General features: G+C 64.1%; 14 protein-coding genes. 7 read left to right on the top strand and 7 right to left on the bottom strand.

Annotated features, from left to right (window positions below; all coding sequences use genetic code 11):
* Positions 1-27: 27 nt before the first annotated feature.
* The 3 genes from P6U25_RS02390 (at position 28) to P6U25_RS02380 (ending at position 4582) form a co-directional block, all read left to right on the top strand.
* Complete coding sequence (locus tag P6U25_RS02390) at positions 28-2367, top strand: xanthine dehydrogenase family protein molybdopterin-binding subunit (protein ID WP_407149850.1); 2340 nt, start codon at positions 28-30, stop codon at positions 2365-2367.
* Between the two features lie 13 nt (positions 2368-2380).
* Positions 2381-3181, top strand: coding sequence for an FAD binding domain-containing protein (locus P6U25_RS02385; RefSeq protein WP_407149848.1), 801 nt, complete (start codon positions 2381-2383; stop codon positions 3179-3181).
* A gap of 288 nt (positions 3182-3469) precedes the next feature.
* Entirely contained in the window at positions 3470-4582 is a 1113-nt protein-coding gene (locus P6U25_RS02380) for a CaiB/BaiF CoA transferase family protein (RefSeq protein WP_407149847.1), read from the top strand.
* A gap of 185 nt (positions 4583-4767) precedes the next feature.
* Here P6U25_RS02380 and hppD read toward each other — a convergent pair whose 3' ends face one another.
* Positions 4768-5886, bottom strand: coding sequence for a 4-hydroxyphenylpyruvate dioxygenase (hppD, locus tag P6U25_RS02375; protein ID WP_407149845.1), 1119 nt, complete (start codon positions 5884-5886; stop codon positions 4768-4770).
* A gap of 121 nt (positions 5887-6007) precedes the next feature.
* On the opposite strand from hppD, the gene P6U25_RS02370 reads away from it, so the two are divergent.
* Both P6U25_RS02370 and P6U25_RS02365 read left to right on the top strand, forming a co-directional pair.
* Positions 6008-6484: an Lrp/AsnC family transcriptional regulator gene (locus P6U25_RS02370; RefSeq protein WP_407149843.1), complete on the top strand. Its 477-nt coding sequence runs from the start codon at positions 6008-6010 to the stop codon at positions 6482-6484.
* Positions 6485-6570: 86 nt separating this feature from the next.
* The gene (locus tag P6U25_RS02365) at positions 6571-6882 is read left to right on the top strand and encodes a DUF1272 domain-containing protein (RefSeq protein WP_407149842.1); all 312 of its coding nucleotides are present in this window, start codon (positions 6571-6573) and stop codon (positions 6880-6882) included.
* Between the two features lie 380 nt (positions 6883-7262).
* On the opposite strand, the gene fahA is transcribed toward P6U25_RS02365, so the two are convergent.
* From fahA to P6U25_RS02340, 5 genes are all read right to left on the bottom strand, one after another.
* Entirely contained in the window at positions 7263-8531 is a 1269-nt protein-coding gene (fahA, locus tag P6U25_RS02360; RefSeq protein ID WP_407149841.1) for a fumarylacetoacetase, read from the bottom strand.
* Positions 8532-8637: 106 nt separating this feature from the next.
* On the bottom strand, positions 8638-9984 hold the full coding sequence (gene hmgA / locus P6U25_RS02355) for a homogentisate 1,2-dioxygenase (protein ID WP_407149840.1): 1347 nt from the start codon (positions 9982-9984) through the stop codon (positions 8638-8640).
* Between the two features lie 2 nt (positions 9985-9986).
* Entirely contained in the window at positions 9987-10943 is a 957-nt protein-coding gene (locus P6U25_RS02350) for an MBL fold metallo-hydrolase (RefSeq protein ID WP_407149839.1), read from the bottom strand.
* Positions 10944-10972: 29 nt separating this feature from the next.
* Positions 10973-11200 (bottom strand): DUF2783 domain-containing protein, encoded by a 228-nt coding sequence (locus tag P6U25_RS02345; protein WP_407149838.1) that lies wholly within the window; start codon positions 11198-11200, stop codon positions 10973-10975.
* 10 nt (positions 11201-11210) lie between these two features.
* Positions 11211-12839 (bottom strand): FAD-dependent oxidoreductase, encoded by a 1629-nt coding sequence (locus P6U25_RS02340; RefSeq protein ID WP_407149837.1) that lies wholly within the window; start codon positions 12837-12839, stop codon positions 11211-11213.
* 154 nt (positions 12840-12993) lie between these two features.
* Here P6U25_RS02340 and P6U25_RS02335 point away from each other — a divergent pair, with 154 nt between their 5' ends.
* Entirely contained in the window at positions 12994-13551 is a 558-nt protein-coding gene (locus P6U25_RS02335) for a MarR family winged helix-turn-helix transcriptional regulator (RefSeq protein ID WP_407149836.1), read from the top strand.
* 177 nt (positions 13552-13728) lie between these two features.
* Here P6U25_RS02335 and P6U25_RS02330 read toward each other — a convergent pair whose 3' ends face one another.
* A complete protein-coding gene (locus P6U25_RS02330; RefSeq protein WP_407149835.1) occupies positions 13729-14535 on the bottom strand; it encodes an N-acyl homoserine lactonase family protein in 807 nt (268 codons plus the stop codon).
* Between the two features lie 346 nt (positions 14536-14881).
* Between P6U25_RS02330 and P6U25_RS02325 the strand changes: the two genes are divergently transcribed.
* Positions 14882-16381, top strand: coding sequence for a caspase family protein (locus tag P6U25_RS02325; protein ID WP_407149834.1), 1500 nt, complete (start codon positions 14882-14884; stop codon positions 16379-16381).
* Positions 16382-16589: the final 208 nt, after the last annotated feature.

Here is a 16589-nt window from a genome sequence, read left to right as displayed (position 1 = left end):
GAAATCTCCGGTCGGGAGGATTAGACCATGGGTGTTGAAGGAATCGGCGCACGTGTCGTGCGCAAGGAAGATCGCCGGTTCATAACCGGACAGGGACGCTACGTCGACGATATCAAGATGGTGGGCATGAGCTATGCTCACTTCATTCGTAGCCCGCATGCGCATGCCAAGGTCAAGGGCATCGATTCGGCCGAGGCCATGAAGATGCCCGGCGTGATCGCAGTGCTGACCGGTCAGCAGCTCGTCGACGACAAGGTCGGCAACCTCATCTGCGGCTGGGCGATCACCTCGAAGGACGGCTCGCCGATGAAAATGGGCGCGTGGCCGGCGATGGCGCCGGAGACCGTGCGCTTCGTCGGACAAGCGGTCGCGGTCGTGATCGCCGAAACCAAGAACCAGGCCAGGGACGCGGCCGAAGCCGTTATCGTCAACTACGAAGAGCTTCCGGCGGTGCCCGACATCAAGGCCGCGATCAAGCCGGGCGCGCCGCAGCTTCATCCCGAAGCTCCCGGCAACGTCGTGTATGACTGGCATCTCGGCGACGAAGCCGCGGTGAAGGAGGCCTTCAGCAAGGCCGCCAACGTCGTGACGCTCGAGCTCACCAACAACCGCCTGGTGCCGAACGCGATGGAGCCGCGCGCTGCGATCGCGCATTACGACCAGGCCGACGAGCACTATACACTCTACACCACGTCGCAGAACCCGCACGTCGCCCGCCTGGTGCTGTCGGCGTTCTACAACATCGCGCCGGAGAACAAGCTGCGCGTGATCGCACCCGACGTCGGCGGCGGCTTCGGCTCGAAGATCTACATCTATCCGGAAGAAATGGTGGCACTGTGGGCGTCGAAGAAGGTGGGTCGCCCGGTGAAGTGGACCGGCGACCGCTCCGAGGCCTTCCTCACCGACGCGCACGGCCGCGACCATGTCTCGAAGGCTGAGATGGCGTTCGACAAGGACAACAAGATCCTTGGGCTCAGGGTGAAGACCCACGCCAATTTCGGCGCCTACATGTCGCTGTTCTCCTCGGCGGTGCCGACCTATCTCTATGCGACGCTGCTGTCGGGCCAGTACGTGATCCCGGCGATCTATGCGGAGGTGATGGGCGTCTACACCAACACCACGCCGGTCGACGCCTATCGCGGCGCTGGCCGCCCGGAGGCCAGCTACCTGATCGAGCGGATGATGGAGACGGCGGCGCGGCAGTTGAAGGTCGACCCGGCCGAGCTGCGCAAGAAGAACTTCATCACCCAGTTCCCGTATCAGACGCCCGTGATCATGGCGTATGACGTCGGCGACTTCCACGCTTCGATCGACGCCGCGATGAAGGCGATCGATTACGCCGGCTTCCCGGGCCGCAAGGCCAAGGCAAAGGCCGACGGCAAACTGCGCGGCATCGGTATCTCCTGCTACATCGAAGCCTGCGGCATCGCGCCATCGAAAGCGGTCGGTAGCCTCGGCGCCGGCGTCGGCCTGTGGGAGTCCGCGGAGATCCGCGTCAACCCGGTCGGCACTATCGAGGTCCTCACCGGCTCGCACAGCCACGGCCAGGGCCACGAGACGACGTTCTGCCAGATCATCGCGGAGCGTCTCGGCGTGCCGCTCAGCCAGGTCTCGATCGTGCATGGCGACACCGACAAGGTGCAGTTCGGCATGGGCACCTACGGCTCGCGCTCGCTCGCAGTCGGCGGCACCGCGATCGTGAAGGCGATGGAGAAGGTGGAAGCCAAGGCCAAGAAGATCGCGGCGCACGCGCTCGAAGCCGCCGAAAGCGACATCGTGATCGAGAACGGCGAGTTCAAGGTCGCCGGCACCGACAAGTCGATCGCGCTGCCGATGGTCGCGCTCGCGGCCTACACCGCGCACAACCTGCCGGAAGGCATGGAGCCCGGCCTGAAGGAGACGGCGTTCTACGACCCGACCAACTTCACCTTCCCGGCCGGCGCCTATATCTGCGAGCTCGAGGTCGATCCCACCACTGGCAAGACCTCGTTCGTCAACTTCGTGGCGGCCGACGACTTCGGCCGGCTGATCAACCCGATGATCGTCGAAGGTCAGGTCCATGGCGGCCTGGCGCAAGGCATCGGCCAGGCCCTGCTCGAAGGCGTGGTCTATGACGGCAACGGTCAGCTCGTGACCGCGTCGTTCATGGACTACACCATGCCGCGCGCCGACGACCTGCCGTCGTTCCAGCTCTCCCACACCACGACGCTGTGTCCGGGCAACCCGCTCGGCGTCAAGGGCTGCGGCGAGGCCGGCGCGATCGGCGCCTCGGCTGCCGTGATCAACGCGATCACGGACGCCATCGGCAACAACAAGCTGGAAATGCCGGCGACGCCCGATCGCGTCTGGCGCGCCATTCACGGTTGAGGGAGGCAGAGCCATGTACGAGACAAACTATCACCGCGCTTCCTCGGTCGCTGAGGCCGCAGCAACCTTCGCCAAGGGCAAGGAGCCAAAATTCCTTGCCGGCGGCCAGACCCTGCTCCCCGTGATGAAGCAGCGTCTCGCCGCGCCGTCCGACGTGATCGATCTCTCCAAGGTGCAGGAGATGATCGGCATCGAGGTGTCGGGCGACGCCGTCACCATCAAGGCCGCGACGCCGCATTACGATGTGGCGCAAAGCGACGCGGTCAAGAAGGCGATCCCGGCGCTGGCCAATCTGGCGTCGATGATCGGCGATCCCGCCGTGCGCTATCGCGGCACGATCGGCGGCTCGCTTGCCAACAACGACCCGGCGGCGGACTATCCGGCGGCGGTGCTGGCGCTTGGCGCGACGATCAAGACCAACAAGCGGTCGATATCAGCGGAAGACTTCTTCCAGGGTCTGTTCGCAACGGCGCTTGAGGATGGCGAGATCATCACCGCGGTCTCGTTCCCGATTCCGGCGAAGGCGGGCTACGCGAAGTTTCCGAACCCGGCCTCGCGCTTTGCCCTGACCGGCGTGTTCGTCGCGCAGACCAAGGCCGGCGACGTCCGCGCCGCGGCGACGGGCGCATCGCAGAGCGGCGTGATGCGGGTCCCGGCGATCGAGGGCGCACTGAAGGCGAATTGGTCGCCGAGTGCGCTCGACAGCGTCAAAATTCCGTCGAGCGGGCTGCTCGCCGATATCCACGGCTCGGCAGACTATCGCGCCAACCTGATCAAGGTGATGGGACAGCGCGCGGTCACCGCCGCGAGCTGATAGCGCCTAGACACAAGTCCAGAACGGCGCGCAGCGATGCGCGCCGTTCTGCGTTTTACCGGCGCCCTTCGGGCAAAAGACGCTTGCCATCTGGCGCATTCGGCGGGACAAATTAGCTAATCAGCTAATTAAAAATGCCGTCGCACGGACGGCCTGGGAGAACGCATGCCCCTCCGAATTTCCTGCCAGCACCAGTTGTCGCGGCCAGGGTGACGCTCAGCGATCCTGACCGCCACGACCAACAGACTTCCGCCGGCTCATAACATCCCGCAACAACGGACCACCAACGTGCTCGATAAATCCGCCTCCCAAACTGCCGCCCGCACCTCCGGCCCGCTCGCCGGCTTCCGCATCGTCGAATTCGCCGGCATCGGCCCCGGCCCGTTCGCCTGCATGCTGCTCGCCGACATGGGCGCCGAGGTCATCACCCTCGACCGCGTCGGCGCCGGCAAGAACCTGAAGGCGGTCGCGACCCGTGGCCGCAAGGTGATCGAGCTCGATCTGAAGAACAAGGCTGCGATCGCAGAGGTGCTCGAGCTGCTGAGCCATGCCGATGCCCTGATCGAAGGCTTTCGTCCGGGCGTGATGGAACGCCTTGGTCTCGGCCCCGACGTCGTGCTGGCGCGCAATCCGAAGCTGGTCTATGGCCGCATGACCGGCTGGGGTCAGGAAGGCCCGTTGGCGCACGCCGCCGGCCACGACATCAACTACATCTCGATCACCGGCGCGCTGGCCGCGATCGGACCTAAGGAGAAGCCGGTGCCGCCGCTCAACCTAGTCGGCGATTTCGGCGGCGGCGCGCTCTATCTCGTGGTCGGCGTGCTCGCCGCATTGCTGGAAGCGCAGAAGTCCGGCAGGGGCCAGGTGGTTGATACCGCGATGTGCGACGGCGCGGCATCGCTGATGTCGATGTTCTACGACATGAGCGCACAGGGTCGCTGGAGCGGCGGCCGCGACCAGAACTTCCTCGACGGCGGCGCGCACTTCTACGGCGTCTACGAATGCTCCTGCGGCAACTTCATCTCGATCGGTTCGATCGAACCGCAGTTCTACGCACTGTTGCGCAAGCATGCCGACCTGACCGACGCCGATTTCGACGCGCAGATGGATCGCAAGGCGTGGCCCACGCTGAAGGAGAAGCTGACGAGGGTGTTCAAGAGCAAGACGCGCGACGACTGGTGCAAGATCATGGAAGGCACCGACATCTGCTTTGCGCCTGTCCTGACCATGGCGGAGGCGCCGAAGCATCCGCATATGGCGGCGCGCCAGGTGTTCGTCGAGCGCCACGGCGTCACCCAGCCCGCCCCGGCCCCGCGCTTCTCGCGCACGCCGTCTGCGATCAGAGAGCCGGAGGTGGCGACGATCGGGGACGTGACGGGCGCGTGGAGGGCGGAGAGATAAATCCCGCCGTTGTCCCGGCCAAGCGAAGCGCGAGCCGGGACCCATAACCACGAGACGTCGTGTGTCGCGGGGCTTTTTCCGCGGGACTACTACGCGACACACCCGATAGATTCCGCGGTATGGGTCCCTGCTTTCGCAGGGACGACACCTATGGCTGTCCGCGAGCGGGGCTCCCTACAACGTCTTCACGCCGCGTGGTCGACCTTGAGTACACCGCGGCGGATCTGGTCTTCCTCGATCGATTCGAACAGCGCCTTGAAATTGCCTTCGCCAAAACCGTCGTCGCCCTTGCGCTGGATGAACTCGAAGAAGATCGGCCCGATGGCGTTGGCCGAGAAGATCTGCAGCAACACCTTGGTCTGGCCCCCGTCGACCACCCCCTCGCCGTCGATCAAGATGCCGTTCTTTTGCAGCCGCGCGACATCCTCGCCATGCTTGGGCAGGCGGCTGTCGATCCGCTCAAAATAAGTGTCGGGCGGTGACGGCATGAAGGGCAGGCCGGCTGCGCGTAGCGTCTCGACCGTCGAATGGATGTCGCGCGCGCCGCAGGCGATATGCTGGATACCCTCGCCGCGATAGACGTTGAGATATTCCTCGATCTGCCCGGAATCGCCGGCATCCTCGTTGATCGGAATCCTGATCTTGCCGTCCGGGCTGGTGAGCGCGCGGGAGAACAGGCCGGACGCGCGGCCCTCGATGTCGAAGAAGCGGATCTGACGGAAGTTGAACAACTTTGCGTAGAAGCCGGTCCAGACATCCATGCGGCCGCGGTGGACGTTGTGGGTGAGGTGATCGACGTAGTAAAGGCCCGAGCCCGCAGGCCGCGGATTCTCCGCGCCGAGCCATTCGAACTCGGCATCATAGGCCGAACCCTTGGCGCCGTAGCGGTCGACGAAATAGAGCAGGCTGCCGCCGATGCCCTTGATCGCGGGCACATCCAGCGTCTTCTGCGCGGATGACGCATTCGCCGGCTCGGCGCCGAGCGAGAGCGCGTGCTCATAGGCCCGCCTGGCATCGACCACGCGGAACGCCATCGACGGCGCGCACGGACCGTGCGCCGCGACGAAGTTGAAGCCGTGGGTGCCGGGCTGCTCGTTGACGAGGTAGTTGATATCGCCTTGGCGATAGACCGTGATGTTCTTGGACTTGTGGCGGGCGACGGCGACGAAGCCCATCAGCCTGAACAGCGCGTGCAGTTCGTCCGGATTGGGATGAGCATATTCGACGAACTCGAATCCGTCGGTGCCCATCGGGTTGTCGGCGCTGATCTCGGCCGGCGGCGCGTCGTGCGGAAACGGACCCATAGCGGAATCTCCCTGATTTGTCTGAGACGAATTTCCGCCATTTGTCGCGCAAGGTGCGTGCAAAATGACCTTCGATTTGCTAGACTGCGCACGATCTGTGCACAGAAGTGAGTTTTTGCGCATGACTGAAGTTGACGCCTTCGACCTCAAAATGCTCGCTGCTTTGCAGGACGACGGCCGGCTGACCAACCAGCAGCTCGCCGACCTCGTCGGGCTATCAGCCTCGCAATGCTCGCGGCGGCGGATGCGGCTGGAGGAGGAGAAGGTCATCGCCGGCTATCACGCCGATCTTGCCAGCGAAGCGCTCGGCTTCGGCCTGATCGCCTTCATCCATATCACCCTGGCGACTCATTCGCCTGACAACGCCAAGCGGTTTCGCGAGCTGGTCAACCGCGTCGACGACATCCAGGAGGCCTATGCGCTGACGGGCGATGCCGACTACGTGCTGAAAGTGATGCTGCGCGACCTCAAGAGCCTGTCCGACATCGTCAACAACGTGCTGATGCCGCACCAGAGCGTCGCCCATGTGCGCTCCTCGATCGTACTCGACCGCCTGAAGGAGAGCTCAAAGCTGCCGCTGACGGCGTTGCAGGGGTAGGATGACGCAAATCGAGGGAAATACGCCATTCGATTTTGCGCGTTGATTTGCGACCATCCCTTCACCATCCGGCGAGAGAGGCGACCATGGCGCTACAGATGCGACCGAACTGCGAATATTGCGACAAGGACCTGCCGCCGAGCGCGACCGACGCGCGGATCTGTTCGTATGAATGCACCTTCTGCGCGGATTGTGTCGACAGCAAGCTCGGCAATGTCTGCCCAAACTGCGGCGGCGGCTTTGCGCCGCGGCCGATCCGGCCTGCGACGGAGTGGCGGCCGGGCGTGTGTACGGCGAAGCAACCGCCATCAGACAAGCGGGTGCATCTGAAATACAGCCTCGACGACGTCGCGGCGCATTCGAAACGCCTGAGGGATATTCGCCCAGAGGAAAGGTGATGCTTGGCTCCGCTCTCTGGTTCCCTCCCCCTGCAAGGGGTAGGGCAATCGCATTTGGAAAAAAACTCCCTGTGGCCCATCCTTCGAGACGCCCGCCTTTGGCGGGCTCCTCAGGATGAAGTCTCGTTTTGCGGCACAATAGTAGACCCTCATGGTGAGGAGCGCCGCTTGCGGCGCGTCTCGAACCACGAGGCCGAGTACGTGCGCAGCCATCCAAGGCGGCATATGCGATAGCCCTGCTGCAATGGGGAGGGCGGGGTGGGGGTCAAGCCGCGGACGCCGGCGCTCGTGGAGAGAGGAGATCCCCACCCGGCTTGCGCTGCAGCGCAAACCGACCTCCCCTTTTCAAGGGGAGGTGAAGTAAGGAGATGCGCGAAGAACTACTCCGCCGCGATGATCGTGCCCTCGACTTCGCCGAAGCCGACGCGATAGCCGTCACCCTGGCACCAGCCGCGCATGACGAGCGAGTCGCCGTCTTCGAGGAACGAGCGCTTGACGCCGCCGGCAAGCTCGACCGGCTCGGTGCCGTTCCAGCTAATCTCGAGCAGGCTGCCGCGCTGATGCTTTTCGGGGCCGGAGATCGTGCCGGACCCTAGGAGATCGCCGACATTCATGGCGCAGCCTGATGAGGCGTGGTGCACGAGCTGCTGCACCGACGACCAGTACATGTACTTGAAATTGGTGCTGCAGATCGTCTTCGCTTCGTTCATCGACCCGGCACGCAGCGCGACATCGAGCAGCATGTCGTAATTGTTCGGCTGAGACTGCTTCAGATAAGCGAGCGGCTCCGGCTGCTGCGCCGGGCCCTGCATGCGGAACGGCTCCAGCGCCTCACGCGTCACCACCCACGGGCTGATCGAGGTCGCAAATGCCTTGGCCTGGAATGGCCCGAGCGGCACATACTCCCACTGCTGGATGTCGCGCGCGCTCCAGTCGTTGAGGATGACGAAGCCGAAAATCATCTCCTCGGCCTGCCTCTCGGTCAGCATCTGGCCCATCGGCGACGCCTGCCCCACGACCACGCCCATCTCCAGCTCGAAATCGAGCCGCTTGCACGGGCCGAAGCTCGGCACGTCAGCGGTCGGCGGCTTGAGCTGGCCGCGCGGCCGGCGCACTTTGGTGCCGCTCACCACCACGGTCGAGGCGCGGCCATTGTAGCCGATCGGCATGTGCAGCCAGTTCGGCTGCAGCGCGTTGTCCTTGCCGCGGAACATGACGCCGACATTGGTGGCGTGCTCCTTCGACGAATAGAAATCGGTGTAGCCCGCGACCGTGAACGGCATGTGCAGCTTCACATTGGCCATCGGCACCAGCGCCCGCGCCCGCAAGTCCCTGTTGTCGCGCAGCTCCGGATGATCGGAGCGCAACAACTCACTGATCCGCGCCCGCGTCGCCGACCACACTTTCGGCCCCAGCGCCATGAAGGCGTTGAGCGACGGTTGCGCGAACACGCCGAGCGGTCCCACATCGAGCCGCGAGTCCTGCTCCAGTTCCCAGAGATCGAGCACATAGTCGCCGATCGCGACGCCGACGCGCGGGGCCAATCCGTTCGCCGAGAACACGCCGTAAGGCAGATTCTGGATCGGGAAGTCGGAGGTCTGCGCGACGTCGATGAAGGAGCGGAGTTTGGGATCGTTGGGGTGAGGCAAGATGCGTCTCCGTGACTGGCTTGTCATCGCCGGGCTTGACCCGGCGATCCATCGCTCTTTGAAAAGATGGATGGCCGGGTCAAGCCCGGCCACGACGACGTGAATTTTACCTTTTGCTCGGATCGAACTTCTTTTCCAGGCCCTTCCAGCAATCCGAATAATCGTCCTGCAACGTCGACGACGTCGCCGCATGTTTGGTCACGCGCTGAGGAAAACGGGTTTCGAACATGAAGGCCATGGTGCCGGTCAGCTTCACCGGCTTCAGCTCACTGTTGCTGGCGTGCTCGAAGGCTTCACGGTCGGGACCGTGCGGCAGCATGCAGTTGTGCAGACTGATGCCGCCGGGCACGAAGCCTTGCGGCTTGGCGTCGTAGACGCCGTAGATCAGGCCCATGAACTCCGACATGATGTTCATGTGATACCACGGCGGACGGAAGGTGTTGTCGGCCACCAACCAGCGCTCGGGGAAGATCACGAAATCGATATTCGCAGTGCCCGCGGTCTCCGACGGCGAGGTCAGCACCGTGAAGATCGAGGGGTCGGGATGATCGAACGAGATCGCGCCGACCGGCGAGAAGGTGCGCAAGTCATATTTGTACGGTGCATAATTGCCGTGCCAGGCGACCACGTCGATCGGAGAATGCGGCAGCGTGGTCTTGAACAACGAGCCGCCCCATTTCACGTAGAGCTCGGTCGGCGTGTCCTTGTCTTCGTAAGCCGCCACCGGCGTCAGGAAATCGCGCGAATTGGCAAGACAGTTGGCGCCGATCGGGCCGCGCTCCGGCAGCGTGAAGGCGCCGCCGTAGTTTTCGCAGAGATAGCCGCGTGCCGGCCCGTTCGGAATTTCAACGCGGAACTTGACGCCGCGCGGGATCACCACGATCTCGCCGGGCTCGGCATCGATGCGGCCGAATTCGGTGACGAGCCGCAGATTGCCCTGCTGGAGCACGAACAGCATCTCGCCGTCGGCATTGTAGAAATGCTGGTCCACCATCGATTGGGTGATGAGATAGACGTGCGCGGCCATGCCGGCCTGCGTGTTGGCATCGCCCGCCGTGGTCATGGTCTGCACGCCCTGCAGGAAGGTCTGGTCCTGCTTGGGGATCGGCGCTGGGTCCCAGCGGAGTTGCGCGATCGGCATGTCGTATTCGTGGCACGGCGCGGTGCGCCACAGCCCGGCATCGACCTTGGCAAAGCGGCCGGAATGCTTGACCGACGGACGGATGCGATAGAGCCAGGAGCGCTCGTTGGTGCCGCGCGGCGCCGTGAACGGCGAGCCCGAGAGCTGTTCGGCGTAGAGCCCGTAGGCGCAGCGCTGCGGCGAGTTACGCCCCATCGGCAGCGCGCCGGGCAGCGCCTCGGTCTCAAAGCTGTTGCCGAAGCCGGACATGTAGCCCGGCGTCACCTGCGCGGTGCTGCGAACGATCTGATCAGGCGAGGTGTTGATATTCATGGTCATCCTCCTCCTTGCAGGGCGGCCCACATTTCCTGGTCGCGCTTGTCGGTCCAGATCACGGGATCGTCGATTCCCGAGGCCTCGTCATAGGCGCGGGAGACGTTGAACGGCAGGCAATGCTCGTAAATCGCGAAGCTTGCGAATTTCGGATCCATCACCTCGCGCGTCGCGGCCATTGATTCCTTCAGCGTGCGGCCTTTGGCGACGGAGCTTTCGGCGGCTCCGTAGAGCGTAGTGACGAAGTCGCGGGTCATCGCGATCGCATCGCGCGTGGTGGACAGGCCGGTCAGCGCATCGCCGCGGCCGGGCGCGATCGCTTTCGGATTGAAGGCGCGGATCTCGTTCAGCGTCATCGGCCATTCGCGCAAATGCGCGTCGCCGCAATAGCAGGCCGAGTGGTACTCGATCAGATCGCCGGAGAACATCACCTCGGCATCGGGCACCCAGGCGACGATGTCGCCGGAGGTGTGGCCGGCGCCGAGTTGCATCAGCCGCACCTCGCGTTTTCCCAGATAGATCGACATCTCGCCTTCGAAGGTGAGCGTCGGCCAGGTCAGCCCGGGAATGCTCGCGGCATCCTGGAACAGCCGCGGGAAGCGGCCATATTCGGAATCCCAGTCCTGCTGGCCGCGCTCCTGGATCAGGCGATAGGTCTCCTGCGAGGCGACGATGCCCTGAGCGTGATAGGCGGACGCACCGAGCACACGCACGGCGTGATAGTGCGACAGCACGACATACTTGATCGGCTTGTCGGTGACGGTCTTGACCCGCTCGATCACCTTGTTGGCCATCGCCGGCGTCGCCTGCGCGTCGAACACCAAGCAGCCGTCTTCGCCGACGATCACGGCGGTGTTGGGATCGCCTTCGGCGGTGAAGGCATAGAGATCGGTTCCGATCTCGGAGAAGGTGACCTTCTTCTCCGCGAGGTCGGTGGTCGAGGCAAAACCTTTGGCCATCGGTTCAATCCTGTTCGTTTACGTCGAGACTATTGTTGTTGCTGTTGCTGCTGCTGGCTCGCATCCAGTGTCCGTCGCTTCGCAAGCGCGATCGCCTCGCGCAGCACATCGATGTCGCCGACGTGATTGGCGAGCACCAGAACCAGCGCGGCATCGAAATCGGCGCTCTGGGCCTCGGTGAGGCCGCGATGCGCCTCGACGATGGCGCGAAAGGCATCATCTGGCCTTGCGAAGTTCGAGCTGGTCAACAGCGTCATCGGCGATACCTCAGTTCAGGCCGGATGCGCGCGCCAGCGCCGCATCAAGCGCCGGCCGATGTGCCTTGCGGAAACGCGCCGCGACATAGCCGTCGGGCCGCAACAGATAGGCGGTCTCGGGCGCGGCGTCGTAGCGCTTGGCGGCAAGACCCTGGGCATCGACCAGGCCGCCCTCGCCGCCGACCTGGATCCTGCCGATTCCCTCGGGGACGTCGGCGACCGCTCCATTGCCAAACGCCAGCAGCGTGAACCGTGTTCCTTGCTTGATGAAGGCTTCGGTCAGGAAGCTGGACTTGCCGTCGTGGTCGACAACGGGCGCATCCGGCATGGAGGCCCCTGGCCGCGGCCCGCCGCGCCATTCGTCGCGATCCTCCGTCGACAGCGGCGTGTCGTAGACCGAGGGCACCGACAGCCGGCCGCCATTGACCATGCGCTTGCCGAATTCGGTTTCCTTGGCGAGCGACAGCACCGCCTGGCGCAGCCGCGCCTCCTGCCGGGTCGCCGGCGCCATGAAGTCGGTCGAGCGCGTCGATTCGCGGATATTCTCGTCCGCCGCCGCGCTGCGCTCGATGTGATAGCTCTCCAGCAATCCTTCCGGCGAGCGCCCGCGCAGCACGCGATCAAGCTTCCACGCCAGGTTTTCGGCGTCCTCCAGCCCGGAATTGGCACCGCGCGCGCCGAACGGCGAGACCTGGTGCGCGGAATCGCCTGCGAAGATCACCCGGCCATGGATGAACTTGGCCATCCGCCGGCACTGGAACTTGTAGAGCGAGATCCACTCGAAATCGAACTTGTCATGCCCGAGCATACGCTCGATCCGCGGCCGGACATTCTCCGGCCGCTTCTCGGCGACCGGATCGGCATCCGGGTTGAGCTGCAGATCGATGCGCCAGATGTCGTCGGGCTGCTTGTGCAAGAGCGCCGAGCGCCCTGCATGGAACGGCGGATCGAACCAGAACCAGCGCTCGGTCGGGAATGCCGCCGTCATCTTGACGTCGGCGATCAGGAACTGGTCCTCGAACACCTGGCCTGCGAACTCCGCGCCGACCATCTGCCGCAGCGACGAGCGTGCGCCGTCGCAGGCAATGACGAACGTCGCGCGCACCTGATACGAACCGTCGGGCGTGGCGATCGTCAGCGCGACGCAATCGTTGCGGCTCTCCAGCGCGATCACCTTGTTGCGCCAACGCAGATCGATCCCGGGCAGTTGCCCGGCGCGATCGACCAGATAGGCCTCGGCATAGAATTGCTGCAGGTTGATGAAGGCCGGCCGCTTGTGGCCCTCCTCGGGCAGCAGATTGAACTGATAGAGCTGCGCGTCACCATGGAAGATCTTGCCAACGCTCCACACCACGCCCTTGTCGACCATGCGGTCGCCGACGCCGAGCCGATCCCAGAACTCCAGCGAACGTTTCGAGAAGCAGATCGCGCGCGAGCCCTCGCCGATCCGGTCGGCATCGTCGAGCAGCACCACGCGCTGGCCGCGTTGCGCCAGATCGATCGCCAGCGACAGCCCAACCGGACCGGCGCCGACGATCACGACAGGGTGCTCCGCCAGATTGGCCCCCGACCGGTCCTGGTCGGGATGGCGACGATAACCGAATTGGGTTCTGGCCTGTGCCAAATTGGCTTGTGCCATTGCGTGACCCTGGATGTTCCCTTCCGCGATAGCCTTTGGCCTGGACTTCTATGGACGAGCTTGCGGCCGGCGCGCGACCTTGCTAAATTAGTCTCACTTGCAACTATCTTAAACTCCCAGTCGGGCTCGCCGTCAACTCAAATTGGAGGGATTTTTGGCCAGGACCTCTGCAAGCCAGCCTCCGGTGCGCGCACGCGCGGTGGACGGCGATCTGCGCGACGACGCCACCCCGGGCAAAAAGCGGCTTGATCTGTTCCACTTCGTGCCGTTCCGCCTGAATCGGCTGTCGGCCGAGGTTTCTTCGGCGCTGTCGAGCGAATATCAGGCGCGCTACGGCCTCGACATTCCGGAGTGGCGCGTGCTCGCAACGCTCGGTTTTCGGGCCGACGCCTGCAGCGCGCAATACATCGCGCACTGCACCCGCACGCACAAATCCACCATCAGCCGCGCCGTCTCCGCGTTGATGGAGCGCGAGATCGTGGAGCGCGTCGAGAACGAGGACGACCGCCGCGAATTCCGCCTGCAACTGACCAACAAAGGCCAGGCGCTATACCAGGAGTTGATCCCGCGCCTGTTGCGCAAGGAGCAGGAGATTCTCTCCTGCCTCTCGGCGCAGGAACGCCGCGACCTCGGCCGCCTGCTCGGCAAGATCGAGCAGAGCCTCGAACTGGTGCAGACTAGCGAAGAGGCCGACGCGAAGGAATCGTATTAGGCAACGCTCTCTCCAACTGTCGTCCCTGCGAAAGCAGGGACCCATAATCACAGGGTCATGTGACGGAAGCGAGCTATTGCTCCAACGTCGCACAACAATTCGCAATCGTGGTTATGGGTCCTGGGTCAAGCCCGGGACGACACCGAATTTGTGGCTCGACCTGCGCCCGCGCTTGGCCTACTTCGCGAACGAGCGTGACGGCGCGAGATGCAAGGCGAACGCATCGACCTTGTCGCTGGCGCGTGGGTAGATCTCGCTCACGATCGGATCGTGCCCGGGGATGAAGCGGTCCGGATGGCCGGCGAGCCGCTCGACGGTCTCCCAGCCCTGCGCCATGTCGCCGACATTGTAGACGATCGGGAACGGGCTGCGCTTGTGCAAGTTCGCGTAGTAATGCGCGGCGTCGGACGCGAGCACGACGGGACCGCGCGCGGTTTCGACCCGCACCACCTGCAAACCGTCGGAGTGCCCGCCGACCCGATGCACGGTGATGCCGGGCGCGATCTCGCCGTCGCCGGAATGGAAGGTGACCCGTTCGCCATAGACATGGCGCACCATCTGCGTGACATGCTCGACCGAGAATGGATGGCGAAGCATGCCGTTGCACATGCAGCGGCCGGTCGCATAGCTCATCTCGCGCTCCTGCAGATGGAAGCGGGCGTTGGGGAAGCGGTCGAGATTGCCCGCGTGATCGTAGTGCAGATGCGTGACGATGACGTCGCGGATTGTATCGGCAGCTACACCGAAGCCGGCCAGCGCATCAACCGGGTTGAGCGTCAGCTTGCGGGCGCGCGCCTTGGCCTCCTCGGCGTTGAAGCCGGTGTCAACCAGGATGTCACGGCCGTGGCCGCGGATCAGCCAGACGAAGTAATCTAGATCCTGCGCGGTGGTGTCGTGCGGATCAGGCGCCAGGAAGTTCATGGTGGGGGTGCGTGGCGACATCGTCGCGTAGCGCAGGGCATAGATCTCGTAGGCGTTTCCCATCGGTTTCGCTCTTGTTTGAATGGCTTGCCGTCCCGCACAAAGCCATCACCCCGCGCAAAGGTCAAACCCCCTAGGCACGGTGACAGGCGCATGACCGGACGGCCGGGCCGGTGTGAGAACTATCACGATATCCGCTCGCGGGAACTTGCACCATCCTCAGATGACGATGGCGCCATGACCGCGGCGATTGCGTTCCGACCTGCGTCGCGATCAACGACGCCGCGGCAAGGCGTTGACGGGATTGGGTGCTGGTTTGATAATGTTCTTTCCGTAGAGTAACGGCGCCGAGCCGCGAACTGGTCGGCGCCATTTCATTTGGAATGCCGCGATCTGGATTGCCGCGATCATGAAAATCCGCCTTGCCTTGCTCGCCACGTTGATTTTTTCGATCGCCTCGTCCGTCCCAACCCTCGCCGCCAGTGACCGTTTCGCGCTGGTCATCGGCAACGCCAAATATCCCGACGCCGACGCGCCGCTAAAGGAGCCGATCAATGACGCGCGCGATGTGGCCGACGAGCTCAAGCGCGATGGCTTCACGGTCGAGATCGGCGAAAACCTGACCGGCGACGGCATGCGCCGCGCCTTCGATAAGCTCTACGGCAAGATCAAGCCGGGCTCGGTGGCGCTGATCTTTTTCTCGGGCTACGGCATCCAGTCGAACCGGCAGAGCTACATGATCCCTGTCGATGCGCAAATCTGGGCCGAGTCCGACGTTCGCCGCGATGGCGTCAGCCTCGAAACGGTGCTTGGCGAAATCAACAGCCGCGGCGCTGGTGTGAAGATCGCCCTGATCGACGCCTCCAGGCGCAATCCCTTCGAGCGCCGCTTCCGCAGCTTTTCGGCAGGCCTCGCCCCGGTGATCGCCCCCAACGGCACGTTGGTGATGTATTCGGCCGCGCTGTCGTCGGTCATCTCCGACAATGGCAGCGATCACAGCTTGTTTGTGCGGGAATTGCTGAAGGAAATCCGTACCCCCGGCCTGATGGCGGAGGAAACGCTGAACCGCACCCGGGTCGGTGTCACCCGGGCCTCGCGCCAGGAGCAGGTGCCGTGGATTTCGTCGTCGCTGGCGGAGGATTTCTCCTTCGTCCCTGCCGGCATGGCGCAGCCTGCGAACGCAGCGGCTGCCGCGCCGGCGGCCGAGGCGGCGTCGCCACAGCCCACGCCAGCACCGCAGCCCGCGCGGACTCCGTCGGCACCGCCCGTTCAGACGGCGATAGCGCCAACTCCGCCACCACCACCGGCGCCACCGAAGCAGGCCGAGATCACCCTGCCGCCCCCGCCTCCTCAGGCGCCGACGGTGATCGAGCCCTCGCCGACACCGACCAGCCCGGCCGCGCTCGCGCTTGCCGACGATCCAACGATCAAGGGGTTGAGCGACCGGCTGGACAAGAATCCGGACGATGCGGCGGCGCTGTATCGTCGTGGCCAGGTCTATGCCAGCAAGGGTGCTTACCAGCTCGCAATCAACGACTTCACCAATTCGCTGCGGCTCAACCCTAAGGATGTCGAGGCCTATAACAACCGCTGCTGGGTCCGCACCGTGATCGGCGACCTGCAAGCCGCGCTGAAGGACTGCAACGAGGCGCTGCGGCTGCGTCCGAACTTCGTCGATGCGCTCGACAGCCGCGGCCTGATGAACCTGAAGGGCGGACAGAACAAGAATGCGATCGCCGATTTCGACGCAGCGCTGAAGATCAATCCGCGGCTGACGTCGTCGCTGTACGGGCGCGGTCTCGCCAAGAAGCGCAACGGCGCGGCCGCGGAAGGCGATCTCGACATCGCCAACGCCAAGGCGATGGACCCGAATATCGTCAAGGAGTTCGCCGAGTACGGCGTGAAGTGACGAGGCAAATCGAGCCGTCCGGCCATCCCGCCAGGTGATGGACGTGGCATGCCATATTTTTGAGGCTACAATGCGTTCCGCCCCCCAGCGGGACGCATTTGCATTTGGGGCAAGCCCGAGGCAAACGAATAGGCAAACGTGACGGGAAACCTGAGTGGCCCGTCTCACATGACGTCAGAGCATGAAAGAATGGAGGCCAGGCCTGCGT

Source organism: Bradyrhizobium sp. ORS 86, assembly GCF_045571475.1.
GTDB lineage: Bacteria > Pseudomonadota > Alphaproteobacteria > Rhizobiales > Xanthobacteraceae > Bradyrhizobium.
This window is presented reverse-complemented; position numbering and strand designations above follow the sequence as displayed.